This is a genomic window from bacterium SCSIO 12643, assembly GCA_024398135.1.
Lineage (GTDB): Bacteria > Bacteroidota > Bacteroidia > Flavobacteriales_G > Salibacteraceae > CAJXZP01.
In genome coordinates, this window is sequence record CP073750.1 from 1388939 (window position 1) to 1408696 (window position 19758).

The window sequence follows — 19758 nt, forward strand, 5'->3', positions numbered from 1 at the left end:
GGCTGATTATTAAGCAATAAAAAGCAAAAAAATGGCCTATAAATTTTTTGATGTAGAAAAAAAATGGCAAGCCTATTGGGCTGACAACAAAACATTTAAAAGCAAAATAAATCCGGACAAACCAAAGTACTATGTTCTGGATATGTTTCCTTATCCATCAGGAGCAGGATTACATGTTGGTCATCCTCTAGGTTATATTGCTTCAGATATCTTCTCAAGATATAAAAGATTGCAAGGGTTTGAAGTCTTACATCCAATGGGTTATGATTCATTTGGACTTCCAGCAGAACAATATGCCATTCAAACCGGACAACATCCCGATATTACGACTAAAGAGAATATTGCACGTTACAGACAGCAGCTAGATCGAATTGGATTCTCTTTTGACTGGGATCGAGAAGTACGTACTTCAGAAAAAGATTACTATCGATGGACTCAAGAAATTTTCATTTCACTGTTCAATTCGTGGTACAACAACGAAGCCAATAAAGCGGAGTCCGTTGATACACTTATTGAGAAATTCGAATCATCTGGAACTGAGAATGTAAATGCAGCCTGTTCGGAAGAACTTGAGTTTTCTGCAGATGACTGGAAAAACATGACAGAAGATCAACAGTATGAAAAACTATTGAACTGTAGAATGGCTTACCTAAGTGAAACTGTTGTGAACTGGTGTCCGGAACTTGGGACAGTATTGGCCAATGACGAAGTTAAAAATGGCGTTTCAGAGCGAGGTGGCTATCCTGTCGAACAAAAGAAAATGAAACAATGGTCTTTAAGAATTACAGCATATGCAGATCGTCTCTTAAATGACCTGGACACCATTGATTGGCCCGATTCTATTAAAGAAATTCAACGTAACTGGATTGGAAAATCGCAAGGAGCTACAGTTCACTTTGAGGTAAAGGACAGTGAAGAAAAAATTGAAGTTTTTACTACACGTCCTGATACAATTTTCGGAGTTTCATTTATGGTGGTTGCACCGGAGCACGAAATTGTTTCTAAAATCACCTCTTCAGAGCAACGTGAAGAGGTAGAAGCTTATATCGAACAGACCAGTAAACGATCAGAAAGAGATCGAATGTCAGACGTTAAACATATTTCTGGGGCTTTTACCGGAGCATATGTAAAACACCCATTTACTGGTGAAGATATTCCAATCTGGATTGGAGATTATGTTTTAGCACATTATGGAACTGGAGCAATTATGGCTGTTCCATCTGGCGACCAACGTGACTGGAACTTTGCGAACCACTTTAACTTACCTATTCCGAATATTATAGAAGGAGGTGATTTAAGTAATGGCGCCATAGAAAATAAACAAGCAATTCTAGCTAATTCAGATTTCTTAAATGGACTAAAAGCCAAGAAAGCCATTGGTCAGGCCATTTATGAAATGGAAAAACGTAACATCGGTACACGTAAAATCAACTTTAAATTACGAGATGCCGGGTTTAGTCGACAAAGATACTGGGGAGAACCTATTCCGGCTTATTTCAAAAATGGAATGCCATATATGATGGATTCGTCTGATCTACCATTAGAATTACCAGCGGTGGACAAATATTTACCGACTAAAGATGGCGAGCCACCATTGGCTCGTGCGGAAGACTGGGTTTCAAAAGATGGGTTTCCTCTAGAAACGAACACAATGCCTGGATGGGCCGGATCATCGTGGTATTACTTGAGATATATGGATCCGCAAAATGATTCTGAATTATTTTCAAAAGAAGCTGTGGAATACTGGAACCAGGTGGACCTTTACCTGGGAGGTGCTGAGCACGCAACAGGACACCTACTTTATGTGAGATTTTGGGCGAAGTTCCTAAATGATCTGGGAACAATTCCATTCAACGAACCGGCTAAAAAGTTGATCAATCAGGGAATGATCCAAGGGGTATCGGCTTTTGTTTACCGTAAAGAAGGAACCAAAACTTTTATTTCTAAAGGTCTGATTGAAGGCGAAAATGTAACTCCAATTCATGTAAATATTGATCTGGTAAAAGACAACATTTTAAATGTTGAAGGATTCAAAAAATGGCGTGAAGAATATGCAAACGCTGAATTCATTCTCGAAGACGGAAAATACATCTGCGGAAGCGAGGTGGAAAAAATGTCAAAATCCAAATACAATGTGGTCAACCCCGATGGGTTAATTGAACAATACGGAGCAGACGCTTTACGCCTCCATGAAATGTTCTTAGGTCCAATCGAGATGCATAAGCCATGGAATACGAAAGGTATTGATGGAGTTTCCCGTTTTCTAAGAAAGTTCTGGGCATTATATCATGACGAAAATGATCAATTGAATTTAAATGATGCTGAACCTACCAAAGAAGAATTGAAAATCTTACACAAAACCATCAAATCCATACAAGATGATATGGAGAGGTTTTCTTTCAATACGATCGTAAGTCATTTAATGATTTGTGTAAATGATTTGAGTAGCATTAAATGTAACAACCGATCAATTTTATCTGATTTAGCAGTATTAGCTGCCTGTCATGCTCCGCATATCACTGAAGAATTATGGCAGAGGTTAGGAAATACAGGTTCAATCTCTTTCGCTAAATTTCCAAAGTTTAATCCGGAAGTTCTAGTGGAATCAGATCACAATTATCCGGTTTCTTTTAATGGAAAAATGAGATTTAAGATCAGTCTTCCGTTAGATATTGATTCTAAAGAAGTTGAAAACATCATCTTAAATCATGAAGATTCTCAGAAATGGTTAAACGGTCAAAAACCTAAGAAAATCATATATGTTAAGAAGAAGATTATTAACATAGTGCTGTAAATATTTATTTGCACCGCGTTGGGTATATTAAAAAGTTTTCTAAATTTACGTCACCTAATTAAACAATTTAATAAACAAACGTATAAACCCCGTCTATGAGTGTAAATTTAAACAAGAAGAAGAATCAATTAAAGGTGATTTTGAAATCTAACATTGCCAGAGCCTGGTATCAATTGGATAAGAAATCTTACGAGTCCTGGTTAGAAGGAAGAAGAGTTTCAAAATCAGAATTAAAATTTTAAATAAAAAAGCCGATTCAAATTGAATCGGCTTTTTTAATTTAAACAACCCACCTATCGTCTCTTTCCATGGCCTTTTTTGCCATGTCCTTTTTTTCGGGATGATTCCCATTGTTCATATTGCTCATCGGTTAAAACTTCCTTCAACTGAGCTTTCATATCCTTCTTTAATGTTTTCATCTGCTTCTTTGCCTCTTCTAGTTCTGGATACTTAGATTTTATCTCTTTTCTCTTTGTGGCTGAATCTTCAAACACTGCTTTAAGTTCCGCTTCTTGCTTTGATGTCAGATTCAAATTCTCCTTCATCATGGCTAAGCGTTGATCGTGACTTTTATTCTTCGATTTCTCGCCATGTTCCATTTTTCTCATAGACTTCATTTTTTGAAGTTGCTCCTCTGTCAAAATGGATTTCACACGATTTTTTTCAGATTCTTTCACTGCTTTTAATTCTTCTTTAGCCTGCTCCAATTGTGGATATTCCTTTTTTAATGCTTGTCTTTTTGTAAAAAACTGAGTATAAATCTCTTTTGTTTTATTTGCCTGATCATTAGTCAGACCTAATCTCTCAGTCATTTTCTTAGTTACCATTTCGGCTGCTTCATCCGGGGATTTATTTTCCATCCCTTTATGTCTTTGTTGCGCACTAATTGATATCACTGAAAAAATCATTAGAACTGCAATTACACTTTTTCTTATCATAACTCTATTTTTTTTGGTTTTGTAATATCTCTTTGACCACACATTTCCCGAAAGGTTTAATTCAACACCAAAAAACTTATTTCGCTATTATTTAATATATTGCGGTCGTCTGACGACTTTATGATGAAAAGGATACTGGTAATTTTAGTTTTTGTTGCTATCCAAAAATTGGTTTTTGCTGATGTTTGGGGCAATAACTTTATGACTCCAGGTGAAGTCAACACATTACTAATTTTATTGTTCTTATCCTTCATTTCAGTTTTAGGCTTTGTACTCTCAGCCCTATTCCTATTATTTAAAAGTCAACCTTTAATTAGAAAGACATTTAAACTATTTGGTTGGAGTTCTGTTATCTTACTCTGCATATTTGGATTATTTACTTTATCCAATAACCCGGTTGCTGCACTATATCTTTTTGTAGCAGGAATTCTCATAGGTGTATTCCAATTTATACCTCACGTAAAGCAAGTCCAGCAGCAATAGGACTAGGATTCCATCTGTAATCAATTTTTATTCATCTTATAATTTAACTTCACATGAAGAATTATACCATAGCGGAAATCCGCTATTTAATCGAACGATTTGAAAATCAAAAACTACCTAAATCAGAATGGACACATGAAGCCCATTTGGTCGTGGCCATATGGTACTCGACTCAAAGTGATTTATGCACTGCTTTAGAACAAGTAAGAAATTATATCACAGCGCATAATACATCTGTAGGTACCCCAAACACAGATCATGAAGGATATCATGAAACCATTACAAAATTCTGGCTATGGATAGCTCAGGGATTCATTCGAAACAATACCGCTGCTAATATGGAAAAACTGGTTAACGATTTCATCAACTCACCTGATGGAGTTAGTAACTACCCTCTTTCATTTTACAGTGAGTCTCTTTTATTTTCTGTTCACGCCAGACATTTTTGGGTAGAACCAGATTTAAAGGAACTCCCGGAAATTGACCTATAAAAAAAGGCGTTAAGATCAATCTTAACGCCTTTAAAATTAAAAGTCGAATATGATTAGCTGAATGCCGGAATTCCCGTTACATCCATTCCTGTAATCAATAAGTGAATATCATGTGTCCCTTCATAAGTCACAACAGACTCTAAGTTTGCCATATGACGCATACAAGAGTACTCATTTGTAATACCCATAGCCCCATGAATTTGACGCGCTTCACGACAAATCTTTAAAGCCATATCCACATTATTTCTTTTTGCCATAGAAATTTGAGCAGAAGTAGCTCTACCTTCCTCACGCAACTGTCCTAATCTGAAAGTTAACAATTGTGCTTTTGTAATTTCGGTAATCATTTCAGCAAGTTTCTTCTGAGTCAATTGATATGCCGCAATTGGCTTATCAAATTGAATTCTCTCTTTAGAATATTTTAAAGCTGAATCATAACAATCCATCGCAGCACCAATGGCACCCCACGCAATACCATAACGTGCAGAATCCAAACATGATAGTGGAGCACCTAACCCTGAACGACCAGGAAGAAGATTATCCTTAGGTACTTTTACATTATCAAATAATAATTCCCCGGTAATTGATGCTCTTAATGAATGTTTTCCATGCATTTCAGGTGCAGTAAAACCCTCCATTCCTTTCTCAACTAATAAACCGTGAATTCTACCGTCTTCATTTTTAGCCCATACTACAGCTACATCTGAGATTGGCGCATTTGAAATCCACATTTTCGCTCCGTTTAGCAAATAATGATCGCCCATATCTTTATAGTTGGTAGTCATACCACCAGGGTTTGACCCATGATCAGGCTCAGTTAGTCCAAAACAACCAACAAACTCTCCAGTTGCTAATTTTGGTAAAAACTTCTGCTTTTGTTCTTCTGATCCGTATTTCCAGATTGGATACATCACCAAAGAAGATTGTACCGAAGAAGTTGAACGGACTCCAGAATCTACACGTTCTAATTCTTGCATCAACAATCCGTAAGTAATTTGATCCAAACCAGGACCTCCATACTCAGCAGGTATATAAGGACCAAAGCAACCGTACTCTCCCAATCCTGGAATGATTTGCTCTGGGAATTTTGCACGTTCGTAATAATCTTCAATTATTGGAGATACATCTTTCTTTAGCCATGTACGTAATGAATCTCTAAATAATTTTTGCTCTTCAGTTAGCAACTCATCCATTAAATAATAATCGTGAGCCTCAAATCTATCTGTCATTTTTTCTTGTTTTAGAGCGCCAAAGGTATACTAAATCTTTAAAGTTTTTTGTTCAAAATTCTATGATTATTTGTTTCAATTTAATTCATTTATCTCCGGCTGCACCATTAAATTTGTTCCTTCGAAAATGCCGCAGAATTCCAATAATTATATCAATACATCAAATAGCAATTTTTCTATTGCTTCAGATAGTTTATTGGTCTTAAACAATGTTACTCCGCATACTCAAAAGAAGGAACTCGAGTTATCTCACTTTAAGTTAAATCACTTTCTGATTTCAAAAGATATCAAGAAACCACCCTTACCGTTTACTCCGGTTCAATCCTCTGGTGAATCTTATATGTTTTTTGTCTATTTCGGAATTCTATTGCTTTGGTCCGCATTTTATCAAAAGAATTTTAAAGGTTTGATCAGCATCGGTAAAACTTTTATTAGTAACAATGCGCTTTTCCAGGAACTCAACGACAAAAGCGGATATAATGGATTGGTTTCTTTTGGGATGTTTTTTTCCGGAATTTCGGTCATTTCCATATTCTTTTTCCAACTGGTGCAAAACCTTAATCTACCATTTTCGTGGTTTGATCTATTACAATCGAAAACAACTATCTTTTTTATTGCAATTGGGCTAATTGTAATCCTCTTTGTTAAAACCATCTTAATTTTAGGATCTTCGTTTCTATTCAAAACACCTCAAATCTTTAACACATACCTGTCTTTAAACATTATTTCTATTCAAATGATAGGCGTATTCCTATTTCCCCTAATCATTTTAATCAGTTTTAGTTACGCGCTAAATTCAACTCAATTGGTTGGTGTCGGAATTGGAATTATGCTTATTTCTTTTCTTTATAGATTAATTAGATCTTTTTTTTTAGGAGTTAAACAAACTAATAGTCAGGTCTTTCACATTATTTTGTACATTTGCGCCCTTGAAATTTTACCGTTAATGGCTTTAAGTAGAATTCTATTGGTGAAGTCTATTTAAAATCTTAACAGCAAAACAAAATCTCTTTTTTAAGTCAATCTATGGATTTGAAAGTAAAAACAATACTCGTATCGCAACCAAAACCGGAATCGGATCGTTCCCCTTATTTTGAAGTTAGTAATAAGCATAAAGTAACTATCGATTTCAGACCCTTTATTCATATTGAAGGAGTAAGCGAAATTGATTTCCGTCAGGAAAGAATCAATTTATTGGATCATACTGCAGTTATTTTCACGTCTAGAAATGCGGTAGATCATTATTTTAGAATTGCAAAAGAGTCAAGAGTTACTATTCCAGATACCATGAAATACTTCTGTATTTCTGAGTCAACAGCATATTATTTACAGAAATATGTGGTTTACCGTAAACGTAAAATTTTCCATGGTAAACAAAGATTTGCTGATTTGATTGAGGTGATGAAGAAACATAAAAAAGAGACTTTTCTTCTTCCTTGTTCTGATATCCTTAAAAAGGAAATTCCCGAGTTATTGGATAAAAACAAATTCAAATATTCAAAGGCTGTTTTATATAGAACGGTTTGTTCTGATTTGAGTGATTTGGAAGATGTATTGTACGACATGTTGGTTTTCTTTTCTCCAGCAGGAATCGAGTCTCTTCTTAAGAATTTCCCGGATTTCAAACAAAACAATACGCGTATTGCGGTATTTGGTCCAACAACAGCCAGAGCGGCTAAAGAAGCTGGTTTTAGAATTGATATTCAAGCACCAACTCAAAACGCTCCATCAATGACTATGGCTATTGAAAATTATATCAAAGAACACAATAAGAAATAATCCTATTTCTTATCATAATTATACTAAGGGTTTCGCAAGAAACCCTTTTTTTGTATCGTGAAATTCGAAAACAAACGAAAGAGTCATTTAAAAAGTAAGCTCATTATTGATCAGCTTTTTTCAGAGGGACAGGTTATAACAAAAAAGCCATTTCGTTTGATTTATTTAAAATGCGAAGACCCTAATCTAAATGGGGTTCAACATTTTATCAGCGTTCCGAAAAAACGTTTTAAACTTGCAGTCACAAGAAATCGCATCCGAAGAATAATTTCGGAAGCGTATCGACTTCATGCAAATGAAATAAAACAACAATTTGAACATTCCAATACATATTTAGCTATTGGAATTATTTATATTGGCAAAAAAGAAATTCGCTTTTCAGAAATTGAAAAACAAATGAAAGATTTGTTGGCAGAATTAATATCCAAACAAACGACTTATAATGCATAAAAGATATCAACTTAAAAAATCTTCAAAATGGATGATCGCTATCGTGGCGGTTGTTTCTTTTGGGCTATATAGCTTCCAAGACACTTATTTCGAAATCAGTAAAAACCTGGACATTTTTGTTTCGGTGTATAAAAATGTCAACACTTATTATGTGGATGAAACTGAGCCAGGAGATTTAATGAAGACGGGTATTGATGCCATGCTCAAAAAATTGGATCCTTATACGGTATACTACCCGGAATCTGACATTGAAGATTTCAGATTCATGACCACAGGCCAATATGGAGGAATCGGAGCCTTGATTTCCAGAAAAGATGACTATGTTATTATATCTGAACCCTATGAAAATTCCCCGGCACACAAAGCTGGACTAAAAGCCGGAGATATTATTCTGGAAATTGATGGAAAATCTGCCAAAGGCAAAAGTACTCAGGAAATTAGTAGTTTTCTTAAAGGAGAGCCTAATACGGAAATGGTTTTATCTATCAAAAGATATAACGAGGAATCCACTTTAAGTATAACCGTTACGCGTGAAGAGATTAAAATTAAGGATGTGCCCTATTATGGTTTGGTAGATGAAAAAACCGGGTATATCAAATTAAACAGCTTTACTGAGACCGCTAGTTCAGAAGTTAAAAAGTCTTTGATTGAATTGAAAGAAAAACATCAAATCACCAATCTAATTCTAGACCTAAGAGGTAATGGTGGAGGCCTCCTACGTGAGGCTGTAAATATTGTTGGGCTTTTTGTTCCGACCGGGACGAAGGTCGTGGAGACCAAAGGTAAACTTACAGACTGGAATCAAACATATGTGACTTCTCAACCTCCTGTGGATACTGAAATTAAATTAGCTGTTTTAGTTAACGGAGGATCTGCATCTGCTTCGGAAATTGTCTCGGGAACCATTCAAGATTTAGATCGTGGAATTATTATAGGTACCAACACATTCGGTAAAGGTCTGGTTCAACAAACCAGAGATTTGAAATACAATTCCAAGATGAAGTTGACTGTAGCCAAATACTATATACCGAGTGGTAGATGTATTCAGAAACTGGATTATTCACACAAGGATAAAGATGGACATGCTACTCAAATTCCGGACTCTTTAAGAAAAGAGTTTACGACTAAATCTGGGAGAAAAGTACTGGACGGTGCAGGAATCGAACCTGATTTTAAAGTGGAAGGTATAATTCCAAGCCCTATCTTGATCAGTCTGGCGCAAAAACAATTAATTTTTGATTATGCAACAGTATATCAAAGCCAACATTCATCTATTAATCCAGCGAATGAATTCGTGATCGATGATGCAGAATACAGCAAGTTCAAAGACTACTTAAAAGACAAAGATTATAGCTACTCTACCGAGACAGAAAAGCTACTGGAAAAACTAGAAAAGGCTGCTGAAAAAGAGCAATACGTTACAGATATAGAGAAGGATTTCAAAAATCTGGAGGATGCGATTTTCAAGAATAAAGCCAAAGATCTGGATATCTTTAAAGATCAGATTACACGCTTTTTAGAAAGTGAAATTGTGACCAGATACTATTTCCAATCTGGAAAAATCCAACAAAGCCTGGTAAAAGATGAAGATGTACTTGAAGCTCAAAAAGTACTTTCTGATGCGAACACTTATAAAGCTACTTTAAGCAAATAAGGAATTGCAAAAATACTGGTCAAATAAAGCAATTATTCATCAGAATATCTTTACCGGATTACTCATCCTAATTGTTATTGGGATGCAGTTTTCTCACTTTTTAGTAAGTATCAGTATCATTACATTATCAGCAAATTACTTATTAGAAGGAAACTATATTCAAAAACTAAAACGAATCAAAAAGAATCCGGTCATTATTCTTTTTGTCGGGCTCTTTTTCCTTCATATCCTTGGACTCTTATGGACTGCGGATTTTGATTATGCTTCAAGAGATATTCAAATTAAGCTCCCTCTCCTGGCCGTTCCGGTAATTTTAGGGTCTTCTGATCAAATTTCTAAAAGGCAATTTGAATGGGTCATTTTATTCTTCTTGGCCACATCTTTAGCCAGTAGTATTGTAGGTTCCGTCATCTATTTCATTTTATCTCAACCTGGAGATGATTACAGACTTATGTCTCCGTTTATGTCCCATATTCGACTTAGTCTAATGATGGGAGTCGCTGTATTTTCTGCTTTTTACATGAGCATCAAATCGGTTCATTGGAAAAAGTTTAAAATGATTTTTATTGGATTGGGTATCTGGTTCATCATTTATCTGTTTATGTTGAGAGCCATGTCTGGAATTGTCGCAGTTTCAACAGCAGGCTTCATTCTACTTTGGATCATTTCTTCGCAAAAAGAATTCAAATATCATAAAAAGATTAAGCTTGGAATTATTTTTCTGGCCTTGCTTTTTATGGGAAACATCATTGTACAAATTCAATCTTTTTATAACATCGAAGAGGTGGATTTAAATACAGCTGATACCCATTCTAAAGGTGGAGAGAAGTACTACTTCAATCTGGGACACAAAATGGTAGAGAATGGTCAGTATGTCCATGCATTTATTGCTCCTGAAGAACTTAAAGCAGAATGGAATAAACGAAGTCAACTCGATTTTGACGGCTTAGATGCCCGAGGACAAAATCTATCATCCGTCTTGAGTAGATACCTTACTTCAAAAAACCTCCGAAAAGACAAAGAGGGAGTACAAGCACTTACGGATTTAGATATTTGGGCTATAGAAAACGGTATTGCCAATGTGCGGTTTCTGGATGATAAAAACATCAATACAATGATTTACCGTTACATCTGGGAAATTCATAATTATAGTACTGGACTAAACCCTCAAGGTAACTCTTTGGGGCAGCGTTTTTTATTCTGGAAAGTCGGAACCCGCATATTAAAAGACAATTGGTTATATGGTGTGGGTACCGGAGATGTTCAGGAACATTTTAATGTTCAATATCAGGAACTCCCTTACATTATTAAAAAGAAATACCAACTGCGTGCCCATAATCAGTATCTCACCATGGGAATTACATTTGGAATATTCGGACTAATTTATTTCATAATCACTTTGATTTCCGGATTCTGGGTTAAGCCCAACTCCAGTTCATATCTGTTCATTGGGTCATTTATCATCTTTGCTGTTTCTATGTTAGATGAAGATACTTTAGAAACTCAGTTTGGGGTCACTTACGCTGTCTTTTTCTATTTTTTCTTCTTATTCCAACAACCGGATTCAGAAAAATAGCCCTATTGGCTTTTCCAAAGTTGACGTAACTTTTTATACTTCCAATACACTGACATTGCCGAGATTTGAGCTACGCGGAATCCAGCTAATCCGTCTAAAAAACCTTGTCTAATAATTATGTCTTTAATCACCGAAGCAATTGGGTTTAATATCAGTTTATACCAGGGAGCTTTCTTCCCCCTTGAAAACATAGCTTGAGCTGCAATCGTTGAAAATTTTTCCTGTTGCTGAATATGACCTTCTACAGAATAATAGGAATAATGTAAAATGTCTCCTTTTAAATGTTTTGCTTTACTCTTATCATTGGTCAATAGCTTATCGTGTGGATTATCACCTCCCCAGGATACCTGACTCCTTTTGGCCAATCTTAATTTGGTATCAGGATACCAACTTCCATGCTTAATCCAACTGCCGCAATAATTGGTCATCCGGTTCATTTTATAAGCGGATCCTTCCCAATTTTGCTTTACTTCTAAGATGCTCTTCTCAAGTACCTCATCCAAAGCTTCATCTGCATCTAATGATAGAACATAATCATAATTGGCCTGATCTAACGCCCAATTTTTCTGTTCAATATGCCCGTCAAACTTATGTGGGATGAAACGTACATTATACCGCCCACAAATCTCCTGAGTTTTATCTGTAGAAAAGGAATCTACCACGACTACCTCATCCGCCACATTTTGAACTGAACGTAAACACCTTTCAATATTTACCTCTTCATTAAAAGTTATTATGACCACAGAAAGCTTAATCATGAATCCTCTTTTATATAAACTCTCTTTACGCGTGGAGGAATACTAGATAACACTTCATAACTAATGGTCTCCAGCTTACTTGCAATTTCCTGAACGCGAATATTTTCTCCAAATATTTCAACCCTGTCGTTTACCTGAGCCGAAATATTTGACACATCCACCATGATAAGATCCATACAAATGTTTCCAACAATAGGACATCTTTCGCCATTAATAAAAACATGCCCAACTCCATTCCCCAATTTTCGATTCACACCATCAGCATAACCTATCGGAATAATGGCTATCTTCATATCATCAGAGGCCATAAAGTTGCGACTATAGCCAATGGACTCTCCTTTCTTTACATGTTTAACCTGAACGATAATCGAATTTAGTGCAGAAACAGTTTTTAAATGGCTTTGATTTTTTTCAGAAACAGCCACTCCGTATAGACCTAAACCCAATCGAACCATATCAAACTGTGCATCAAATCGTTCTATTGCTGCTGAATTGGAAATATGTTTAATAAAATCATATCCCAGCTGATCTTCTATTTTCTTTACTGCAAATTCAAATTTCTGTATCTGCTCTTTAGTGAATACATCATGCTCTGGCATATCACTTGCGGCTAAGTGAGAGAATACAGATGCTACTTTGATATACCTTTCTCTCTTTAAAATTCTCAGAAATAAATCTAAATCTTCAGGTCTAAAACCCAATCGATTCATCCCGGTATCCACTTTCAAATGAATTTTATAATTAGAGCTTAAAACACCTTCACTATTGAGTACCCTTACAAACGATTTAAAAGCATCTACAGAATAGATTTCTGGTTCCAAATTGTAATTAATCATTGTTGCAAAAGCTTCAATCGATGGGTTCATTACCATAATTGGAATTCCAATACCTGCTTTTCGAATTGCGACTCCCTCATCAGCATATGCCACACCTAAATAATCCACACCTTCACTAGCCAAAAGCCGGGCAACTTCAGGTCCTCCAGCACCATACCCATAGGCCTTTACCATAACCATGATCTTTACCCCACTGCCTAATCTATTTCTATAAAATCTTAGGTTATGTCTAAGGGCATCCAGATTAATCTCTAACTGTGTTTGATGTGTTTTCTGGATAAGTCTGGATGTGATTTTTTCAAATTCAAACTTACGTGCACCTTTGATCAAAACCCCCTGATGAAAGAAATCAAACGCATGTATCTGATCAATAAAACTCTGTGTATTTAAAAAGAAATGTTTATTTCTGATTTCTATTAAATCCTGGTGTCTGAAAAGCTCTTCTCCTATTCCAATAAACTGATAAATACTATGATTACTTAGGCTGGAATTTATCTTTTTATATAAGCTCTCCGCATTTTCTCCACTTTGCAAAATATCAGATAAAATCACCGTCTTTTTCCGCTTTTGCAATCTCCCCAAATAATCCAATGCTATTTCCAAAGCCTTAGGGTCTGAATTATATGCATCATTTAGAATCACACTCCCATCAACGCCCTCTTTTTGCTCTAAACGCATTTCGATGGGCTCTAAGGCATTAAATCTATTTTGAATTTCTGACTGAGAATAATTCTGATGCAATAAATACATCCAGCAATGCATTGCATTTTCCACGGATGCATCATCTTCAAATGGTATCGTAACTCTAACCTCCTTGGATCTATATATCCCGATCACTGTAGTACATCCTGAATGGTAACTCTGTTCCCGAATTCTTAGATCAGCATTTTCACCTTTTCCCCAAATCAACAAGCTCGATCTATCCATACAAGATTCCACTTCATCCGAAATAGCTTGAGCGTCTCCATTATAAATCAAATAACGTACACCTTTAAACAGATTTAGCTTTTCTCGAATCTTCTGATTTAGGCTTTCAAAATTTTCCTGGTGCGCAGAACCTATATTGGTAAAAACACCCATCTCGGGCTGAATAATTTCCTGAAGTCTCTCCATTTCCCCAGGATGAGAAATACCTGCTTCAAAAATTCCCAAATCATAATTCTTATGAATTTGCCATACGGACAATGCCACTCCTATTTGAGAATTATAACTCTTCGGGTTTCTAACTATTTTTAAATCCTTTTGTAACAATTGAAATAACCATTCTTTCACGATCGTTTTCCCATTGCTCCCCGTAATACCTATCACTGGAATAGGGGCTTTTGCTCTTTGAGCTATCGCCAAATCCTGTAAGGCTTTTAACGTATCCTCTACTTGAAAGAAATTAGCTTCTTTACAGCCACCGATTTGCTTCGATACCAAAAAATTTCTTACACCTTGCTGATATAATTCTTCTATAAACTGATGTCCATCTCGGAAATCACCAACTAAAGCTACAAATAATGTATTTCCCTTATGATGTACCTTTCTACTATCAATTAACAAATGGGATATACATGCCTCCGGATTTTTTATGTGTGTTACATTTCCTAAAATCCTTCCAATATCGATGGCGCTATAGCTCGTCAATTTCATCTTTTGATTTAGAGATTTTCAACATCTCCTTTTCATCATATTTGTTTGAAAAACATTTACGGCATAACGGCTTATAACTCTCCTGTTCTCCTACCAATACCAAATCTTCATTTTCAGAGAACCGATAGGAATGTTGTGCCAAATCACCACATTCAACGCAAATTGCATGTACCTTGGTAATATATTCAGCAGTAGCCAATAGTGCGGGCATTGGCCCAAATGGTTTTCCCATAAAATCCATATCTAATCCTGCCACTATCACACGCACACCTTGTCTCGCCAATTGATTACACACATTTACGATCTCATCATCAAAAAATTGTGCTTCATCAATTCCGATCACATCAATATCATTGGCTAGCAACAATATATTTGAAGATGCCGGAACGGGAGTCGAAGAGATTGAATTTCTATCATGGGATACCACCTCTTCTTCGTGGTATCTATTATCAATTTGCGGCTTGAAAATTTCAACTTTTAACTGCGCGAACTTGGCTCTTTTTAGACGTCTAATCAGTTCTTCTGTTTTCCCTGAAAACATCGATCCACATATTACCTCAATCCAGCCCTTTCTCGTATTTTGATTAACCAGTTTCTCTAAAAACATCTACTTTCCAGCTATTTCGATTCTATTTTCACATGTTTTGTCATCGTTATACCAAAAAAACACTAGCCCAAAAGCATTGGCATTCAGGTAAAAACTAATTCAAAACGTATTATAGAAAATATCTAATTCAGTTGTACACAAATCTAATTAAATTTGCGTTTATCAGGTAAGTGATAGATTATTTTATGAACGGATTTAATCCGTTTCATTTAGTAAACAAAAAATGAAAATGGGAACTAGGGAAAAACTATTTAGACAGAAATTAGCCAATCAAATTGAAACTTTATTAACCCAGGCAGAAAAGGTTTTTACAGCCGAAAAACTGTCTGCTGAATGGTTAAATTCAATGTTGACAGAAACGCAAGAATTAAATAGTGCACTTACAATTTACAAGTTTTTGCATGAGCTACCTGAAGATGCTGATTTACAGGTAAAGTTTTTAGAATTAGAAGAAGAAATTTCTGAACCTGTACAATCTGAAGTTCCTAATTATGGCGAAGAGATTCTAAAAGAAATCGATGAATTTGAATCCCAGGAAGCAGTGGATGTGTATGAAACTCCTGCTGAAGATGCTACAACTGAAAACAGCGTAGAAGAAGATGAATCCATCGACATTTCTAAACCGCAAAATGAACCGGAAATCGTAGTTGAAATTACGCATGAGGAAACCGCATCAACAATAGAAGTGATTGTTGATGATACAGATTCTGCCCAGGGAGAGGAAGAGGAAGAGGAAGAGGAAATTATTTTGGAGGAGACAACTTCGCAAGTAAAAGAAGAATTGCCGGAAGAAAAACCTGAGGAGTTAGAAACAGTTTCTGAAGAAATTGATGCAACATCTGAAGAAGAGATTAAAAAAGAAATCAACGATACAGTTGCTCAAAATCACACTTCTGTTGCTGACAAACTGAGAGCCAATTCTATTCAAAAACTTGCAGAGTCTATTGCTTTAAATGAACGTTTTTTGTTTTCTAATGAATTGTTCAATGGCAATATGGAAGCTTTTAAACGAGCGCTTACCGAATTGGATCATATAGCTAGTTTATCAGATGCACAGAGGTACATCAACATCCAACTCAAAGAAGAAAATCAATGGGATATGGAATCCGAAACCGTTGAAAAATTCATCACATTAATTAAACGTAGATTTATTTAATTAACTTTACGGGAATGGAAGAAGCAACGAAAAATCAACATTTTAAAAACCTACTATCCATTGCTTTTGCGGATGGAATTCTAGATAAATCCGAATTAGAGTTCTTATTTAAGAAATCAGATAAGTACTATATTACCTTAGAGGAAATCGGAGGACTTATTGAAAACTCAGTTCATGTAAAATCTGTCGTCATTGACGACAAGCAAGAACGTTCTGAGAAAATGCTCGACTTGATTGAAATGATGTTAGTCGATGGGGAAACACATGAGCGAGAACAAAGACTTTGTGTAAGTTTTGGTATCAGCTTAGGGTATTCTGCTGATAACGTTCATGAAATGATTCAAAAAGTAGTGGCTATGATTGAAGATGATAGAAGTCATTTTCAAATTTTACAAACCATTCAAACTTATCATTAATTGAAACCACTTACCTTGGTTCCTACACCGATAGGAAATCTAAAAGACATCACTTTTAGAGCTATTGATGTGCTCAAAAATTGCGATCTGATTCTTGCAGAAGATACCCGTCAAACGAAAAAACTTCTGCAACACTATGAAATAGATACTCCTATGTCTTCATTTCATATGCATAACGAGCATAAAGTAACTACCAAATACACTGATCTTCTTAAGCAAGGTCAACATATCGCATTGGTAAGTGATGCTGGTACTCCTGGAATTTCAGATCCTGGTTTCTTATTGGTTAGAGCTTGTGTAGAAGAAGAAATTGAAGTTGAAGTTTTACCCGGTGCAACTGCTTTTGTTCCTTCTCTTGTGGCTTCAGGTTTACCATGTGATAAGTTTATTTTCGAAGGATTCTTACCGCATAAAAAAGGACGTCATAAAATCTTAAATGCGCTTTCAGAGGAAGCTAAAACTATGGTCTTTTATGAATCGCCTCATAGACTAGTGAAAACGCTGGATTTAATCGCAGAATTTTTCGGTTCTGATCGCAAAGTTTGTGTATCCCGGGAACTCACCAAAATGTTTGAAGAACATCAAAGAGGCACATTATCTGAAGTATCTCAATACTACAAAGATCACCCTCCTAAAGGTGAAATTGTAATTACCGTTTCTGGAAAGCCAAAATCCTAAAACCGGGCATATCAATTTCTTAACCTAAAAAAAACGGCACAACATTTGACTTCGGATACTATAAGTTGTAAATTCCAGTTATTAATTTAAACTTTACTCGATATGAAAATCCGAATATTATCTGTGTTGATTTTATCCAGTCTGATTGAATTCGCATTCATATCCTCTGAATCCGGAAATGAATATACAGACTTAAAAATTGTAGATTATCAGGTCTTCGAAAAAGGTGAACGACTTGAATATTTAGCCCATTACGGAATTATCCATGCGGGAAAAGCCACTGTAGAAATCAGTACCGGATCCCATTATGTGAATGGTGAGATGAGCACCAAAGTTATTGGCAAAGGATATAGCACCGGAGCTTTTGATTTCTTTTTTAAAGTGCGTGACTCTTACATCACTTATATGAATACCGAAACCTTAGAACCGTATCGATTTGTAAGACATGTAGACGAGGGTGGTTTTGTATTCGATCAGGAGTATAACTTCGATCATGAAGAACGAAAAGTGGTCACTGAAAAAAACGATACTGTTGATGTTCCACCAGGAATCCAGGATTTGGTAAGTGCTTATTATTATGCCAGAAGCATTGATTTAGACAACTACAAAATTGGAGATGTTTTATCGTTTAAAGCATTTGTTGACGGTCAGGTAGAGCCTATTCGAATCAAATACATTGGTAAGGCCACAATCAATATCAAATCAGGAAAATATCGTTGTTTTAAATTCCAACCTATCGTTCAATCCGGTAGAGTTTTTAGTGACCCGGATGATCTGATTGTTTACATTTCTGACGACAAAAACAAAATACCTGTTCTAATAGAAGCCAAAGTAATCGTTGGGTCTGTAAAATTAGAATTGATCAAAGCGGATAGACTTGTTCATCCTCTGGCTAAATTATAGAACTAACCAAACAGAGTTTCAAAAACATCATCCACTTTTTTCACCATTTTAATCTCAATATCCACAGATAAAGTTGAGCTTAATTTATTGTAAGAGGAAATAAATATTCTTTTGAATCCTAATTTATCTGCCTCGGTAATTCTCTGCTCTATTCGTGCTACCGGTCTAATCTCTCCTGATAAGCCTACCTCTCCGGCAAAACAATCTTTTCCATCAATCGCAATATTCTCACTCGATGATAAAACTGCACTTACCACTGCGAGATCAATCGCAGGATCATCTACTTTTATACCTCCTGCCATATTTAAGAATACATCCTGTGTACCTAATCTAAATCCACATCTTTTTTCTAATACTGCCAACAGCATGTTCATTCTTCTTAAGTCATATCCTGTGGCAGATCTCTGTGGTGTTCCATAGACTGCGGTACTAACCAAAGCCTGAGCTTCAATAAGCATAGGTCTTAATCCCTCCGTAATTGCCCCAATAGCCATTCCATTTAAATGATCATCATGTGTAGATAGCAAAATTTCTGACGGATTATCAACTTCTCTTAATCCTGAACCCTGCATTTCGTAAATGCCTAATTCATTCGTAGAACCAAAACGATTTTTAATCGAGCGTATCAATCGGAATAAATGATTTCGATCTCCTTCAAATTGCAAAACCGTATCCACCATATGTTCCAATACTTTCGGCCCGGCAATATTTCCATCTTTAGTGATATGTCCAATAATAAATACAGGAACACCTGTTTCCTTTGCATATTTGATCAATTGTCCGGTACATTCTCGAATCTGACTCACACTTCCTGCTGAGGAATCGATCAATGGTGAAAAAACTGTTTGAATAGAATCTATAATCACAATATCAGGTGATAAATCTGAAAAGTGATTGAATAAAATATCTAAGGAATTGTCATTAATCACATAACAGGCATCATTATTTATCCCTGTTCTATCCGCTCGCATCTTGATCTGTGAAGCACTTTCTTCTCCAGAAACATAGAGCACTTTTTCGGACATGGATAGTGCCATCTGAAGCAACAAAGTTGACTTACCAATTCCCGGTTCTCCCCCAATTAAAGTCACAGAACCTCTTACCACACCTCCTCCAAGCACACGATTTAATTCCTGATCTGATAACATAATCCGAGGTAAATCTTCATAAGTCACCTCCTGGATCGGAATAGGTTTGGTCGTTTTCTTATCAATTAATTTTTCGGCAAAACTCTTTTTCTCAGGCTGAGATATTATTTCCTCCACATATGTGTTCCACTCTCCACATGAGCTACATTTACCCACCCATTGTGCCGACTGAACACCACAATTTTGGCATACGTACGCCTTCTTAACCTTTGCCATAATTTTTTAGA

The 19758-nt window shown here is 35.9% G+C and carries 19 protein-coding genes; 13 read left to right on the forward strand and 6 right to left on the reverse strand.

Annotation, left to right across the window (positions count from 1 at the left end; translation table 11 throughout):
- Positions 1–31 precede the first annotated feature (31 nt).
- Together leuS and KFE94_06080 are read left to right on the forward strand one after the other, a co-directional pair.
- A complete protein-coding gene (gene leuS / locus KFE94_06075) occupies positions 32–2794 on the forward strand; it encodes a leucine--tRNA ligase (GenBank protein UTW67676.1) in 2763 nt (920 codons plus the stop codon).
- Between the two features lie 95 nt (positions 2795–2889).
- Positions 2890–3036 carry a hypothetical protein gene (locus tag KFE94_06080; GenBank protein ID UTW67677.1) on the forward strand — a complete coding sequence of 49 codons (147 nt, stop codon included), beginning with the start codon at positions 2890–2892 and terminating at the stop codon, positions 3034–3036.
- Positions 3037–3087: 51 nt separating this feature from the next.
- Here the strand turns inward: KFE94_06080 and KFE94_06085 are convergent, their stop codons facing one another.
- Positions 3088–3732, reverse strand: a complete 645-nt coding sequence (locus KFE94_06085; GenBank protein ID UTW67678.1) for a hypothetical protein — start codon at positions 3730–3732, stop codon at positions 3088–3090.
- A 123-nt stretch (positions 3733–3855) separates the two neighbouring features.
- Between KFE94_06085 and KFE94_06090 the strand changes: the two genes are divergently transcribed.
- Positions 3856–4215, forward strand: a complete 360-nt coding sequence (locus tag KFE94_06090; protein ID UTW67679.1) for a hypothetical protein — start codon at positions 3856–3858, stop codon at positions 4213–4215.
- Between the two features lie 53 nt (positions 4216–4268).
- A complete protein-coding gene (locus tag KFE94_06095) occupies positions 4269–4706 on the forward strand; it encodes a hypothetical protein (protein ID UTW67680.1) in 438 nt (145 codons plus the stop codon).
- A 53-nt stretch (positions 4707–4759) separates the two neighbouring features.
- Here the strand turns inward: KFE94_06095 and KFE94_06100 are convergent, their stop codons facing one another.
- The gene (locus KFE94_06100) at positions 4760–5935 is read right to left on the reverse strand and encodes an acyl-CoA dehydrogenase family protein (GenBank protein ID UTW67681.1); all 1176 of its coding nucleotides are present in this window, start codon (positions 5933–5935) and stop codon (positions 4760–4762) included.
- 127 nt (positions 5936–6062) lie between these two features.
- Here KFE94_06100 and KFE94_06105 point away from each other — a divergent pair, with 127 nt between their 5' ends.
- The 5 genes from KFE94_06105 to KFE94_06125 are packed head-to-tail and all read left to right on the forward strand — an operon-like array spanning position 6063 to position 11394.
- Entirely contained in the window at positions 6063–6920 is an 858-nt protein-coding gene (locus KFE94_06105) for a DUF4271 domain-containing protein (protein UTW67682.1), read from the forward strand.
- Between the two features lie 47 nt (positions 6921–6967).
- Positions 6968–7714, forward strand: coding sequence for a uroporphyrinogen-III synthase (locus KFE94_06110; GenBank protein UTW67683.1), 747 nt, complete (start codon positions 6968–6970; stop codon positions 7712–7714).
- A 57-nt stretch (positions 7715–7771) separates the two neighbouring features.
- The gene (rnpA, locus tag KFE94_06115) at positions 7772–8164 is read left to right on the forward strand and encodes a ribonuclease P protein component (GenBank protein ID UTW67684.1); all 393 of its coding nucleotides are present in this window, start codon (positions 7772–7774) and stop codon (positions 8162–8164) included.
- A complete protein-coding gene (locus KFE94_06120; GenBank protein UTW67685.1) occupies positions 8157–9818 on the forward strand; it encodes a S41 family peptidase in 1662 nt (553 codons plus the stop codon). The genes rnpA and KFE94_06120 overlap by 8 nt, the downstream gene beginning before the upstream one ends.
- A gap of 4 nt (positions 9819–9822) precedes the next feature.
- Complete coding sequence (locus KFE94_06125) at positions 9823–11394, forward strand: O-antigen ligase family protein (GenBank protein UTW67686.1); 1572 nt, start codon at positions 9823–9825, stop codon at positions 11392–11394.
- 2 nt (positions 11395–11396) lie between these two features.
- Here KFE94_06125 and KFE94_06130 read toward each other — a convergent pair whose 3' ends face one another.
- Genes KFE94_06130 through KFE94_06140 form a run of 3 tightly spaced genes read right to left on the reverse strand, consistent with a single transcriptional unit; the run spans position 11397 to position 15230 of the window.
- A complete protein-coding gene (locus KFE94_06130; protein ID UTW67687.1) occupies positions 11397–12152 on the reverse strand; it encodes a glycosyltransferase family 2 protein in 756 nt (251 codons plus the stop codon).
- On the reverse strand, positions 12149–14623 hold the full coding sequence (locus KFE94_06135; GenBank protein ID UTW67688.1) for a bifunctional UDP-N-acetylmuramoyl-tripeptide:D-alanyl-D-alanine ligase/alanine racemase: 2475 nt from the start codon (positions 14621–14623) through the stop codon (positions 12149–12151). The genes KFE94_06130 and KFE94_06135 overlap by 4 nt, the downstream gene beginning before the upstream one ends.
- Positions 14604–15230, reverse strand: a complete 627-nt coding sequence (locus tag KFE94_06140) for a thymidine kinase (protein UTW67689.1) — start codon at positions 15228–15230, stop codon at positions 14604–14606. Before KFE94_06140 ends, KFE94_06135 begins: the two co-directional genes overlap by 20 nt.
- A gap of 229 nt (positions 15231–15459) precedes the next feature.
- Between KFE94_06140 and KFE94_06145 the strand changes: the two genes are divergently transcribed.
- The 4 genes from KFE94_06145 (at position 15460) to KFE94_06160 (ending at position 18383) form a co-directional block, all read left to right on the forward strand.
- On the forward strand, positions 15460–16386 hold the full coding sequence (locus KFE94_06145) for a hypothetical protein (protein UTW67690.1): 927 nt from the start codon (positions 15460–15462) through the stop codon (positions 16384–16386).
- Between the two features lie 14 nt (positions 16387–16400).
- Positions 16401–16802 (forward strand): hypothetical protein, encoded by a 402-nt coding sequence (locus tag KFE94_06150; GenBank protein ID UTW67691.1) that lies wholly within the window; start codon positions 16401–16403, stop codon positions 16800–16802.
- Positions 16803–17480 carry a 16S rRNA (cytidine(1402)-2'-O)-methyltransferase gene (rsmI, locus tag KFE94_06155; GenBank protein ID UTW67692.1) on the forward strand — a complete coding sequence of 226 codons (678 nt, stop codon included), beginning with the start codon at positions 16803–16805 and terminating at the stop codon, positions 17478–17480.
- Positions 17481–17582: 102 nt separating this feature from the next.
- On the forward strand, positions 17583–18383 hold the full coding sequence (locus KFE94_06160; GenBank protein UTW67693.1) for a DUF3108 domain-containing protein: 801 nt from the start codon (positions 17583–17585) through the stop codon (positions 18381–18383).
- Positions 18384–18385: 2 nt separating this feature from the next.
- Here the strand turns inward: KFE94_06160 and radA are convergent, their stop codons facing one another.
- Complete coding sequence (radA, locus tag KFE94_06165; GenBank protein ID UTW67694.1) at positions 18386–19747, reverse strand: DNA repair protein RadA; 1362 nt, start codon at positions 19745–19747, stop codon at positions 18386–18388.
- Positions 19748–19758 lie beyond the last annotated feature (11 nt).

Coding starts and splice junctions, on each gene's coding strand:
- KFE94_06085 (UTW67678.1), bottom strand. CDS start 3,732: ATGATAAGAAAAAGTGTAATTGCAGTTCTAATGATTTTTTCAGTGATA.
- leuS (UTW67676.1), top strand. CDS start 32: ATGGCCTATAAATTTTTTGATGTAGAAAAAAAATGGCAAGCCTATTGG.
- KFE94_06120 (UTW67685.1), top strand. CDS start 8,157: ATGCATAAAAGATATCAACTTAAAAAATCTTCAAAATGGATGATCGCT.
- KFE94_06100 (UTW67681.1), bottom strand. CDS start 5,935: ATGACAGATAGATTTGAGGCTCACGATTATTATTTAATGGATGAGTTG.
- KFE94_06130 (UTW67687.1), bottom strand. CDS start 12,152: ATGATTAAGCTTTCTGTGGTCATAATAACTTTTAATGAAGAGGTAAAT.
- KFE94_06095 (UTW67680.1), top strand. CDS start 4,269: ATGAAGAATTATACCATAGCGGAAATCCGCTATTTAATCGAACGATTT.
- KFE94_06150 (UTW67691.1), top strand. CDS start 16,401: ATGGAAGAAGCAACGAAAAATCAACATTTTAAAAACCTACTATCCATT.
- KFE94_06160 (UTW67693.1), top strand. CDS start 17,583: ATGAAAATCCGAATATTATCTGTGTTGATTTTATCCAGTCTGATTGAA.
- KFE94_06090 (UTW67679.1), top strand. CDS start 3,856: ATGAAAAGGATACTGGTAATTTTAGTTTTTGTTGCTATCCAAAAATTG.
- KFE94_06080 (UTW67677.1), top strand. CDS start 2,890: ATGAGTGTAAATTTAAACAAGAAGAAGAATCAATTAAAGGTGATTTTG.
- KFE94_06135 (UTW67688.1), bottom strand. CDS start 14,623: ATGAAATTGACGAGCTATAGCGCCATCGATATTGGAAGGATTTTAGGA.
- KFE94_06140 (UTW67689.1), bottom strand. CDS start 15,230: ATGTTTTTAGAGAAACTGGTTAATCAAAATACGAGAAAGGGCTGGATT.
- KFE94_06105 (UTW67682.1), top strand. CDS start 6,063: ATGCCGCAGAATTCCAATAATTATATCAATACATCAAATAGCAATTTT.
- KFE94_06145 (UTW67690.1), top strand. CDS start 15,460: ATGGGAACTAGGGAAAAACTATTTAGACAGAAATTAGCCAATCAAATT.
- radA (UTW67694.1), bottom strand. CDS start 19,747: ATGGCAAAGGTTAAGAAGGCGTACGTATGCCAAAATTGTGGTGTTCAG.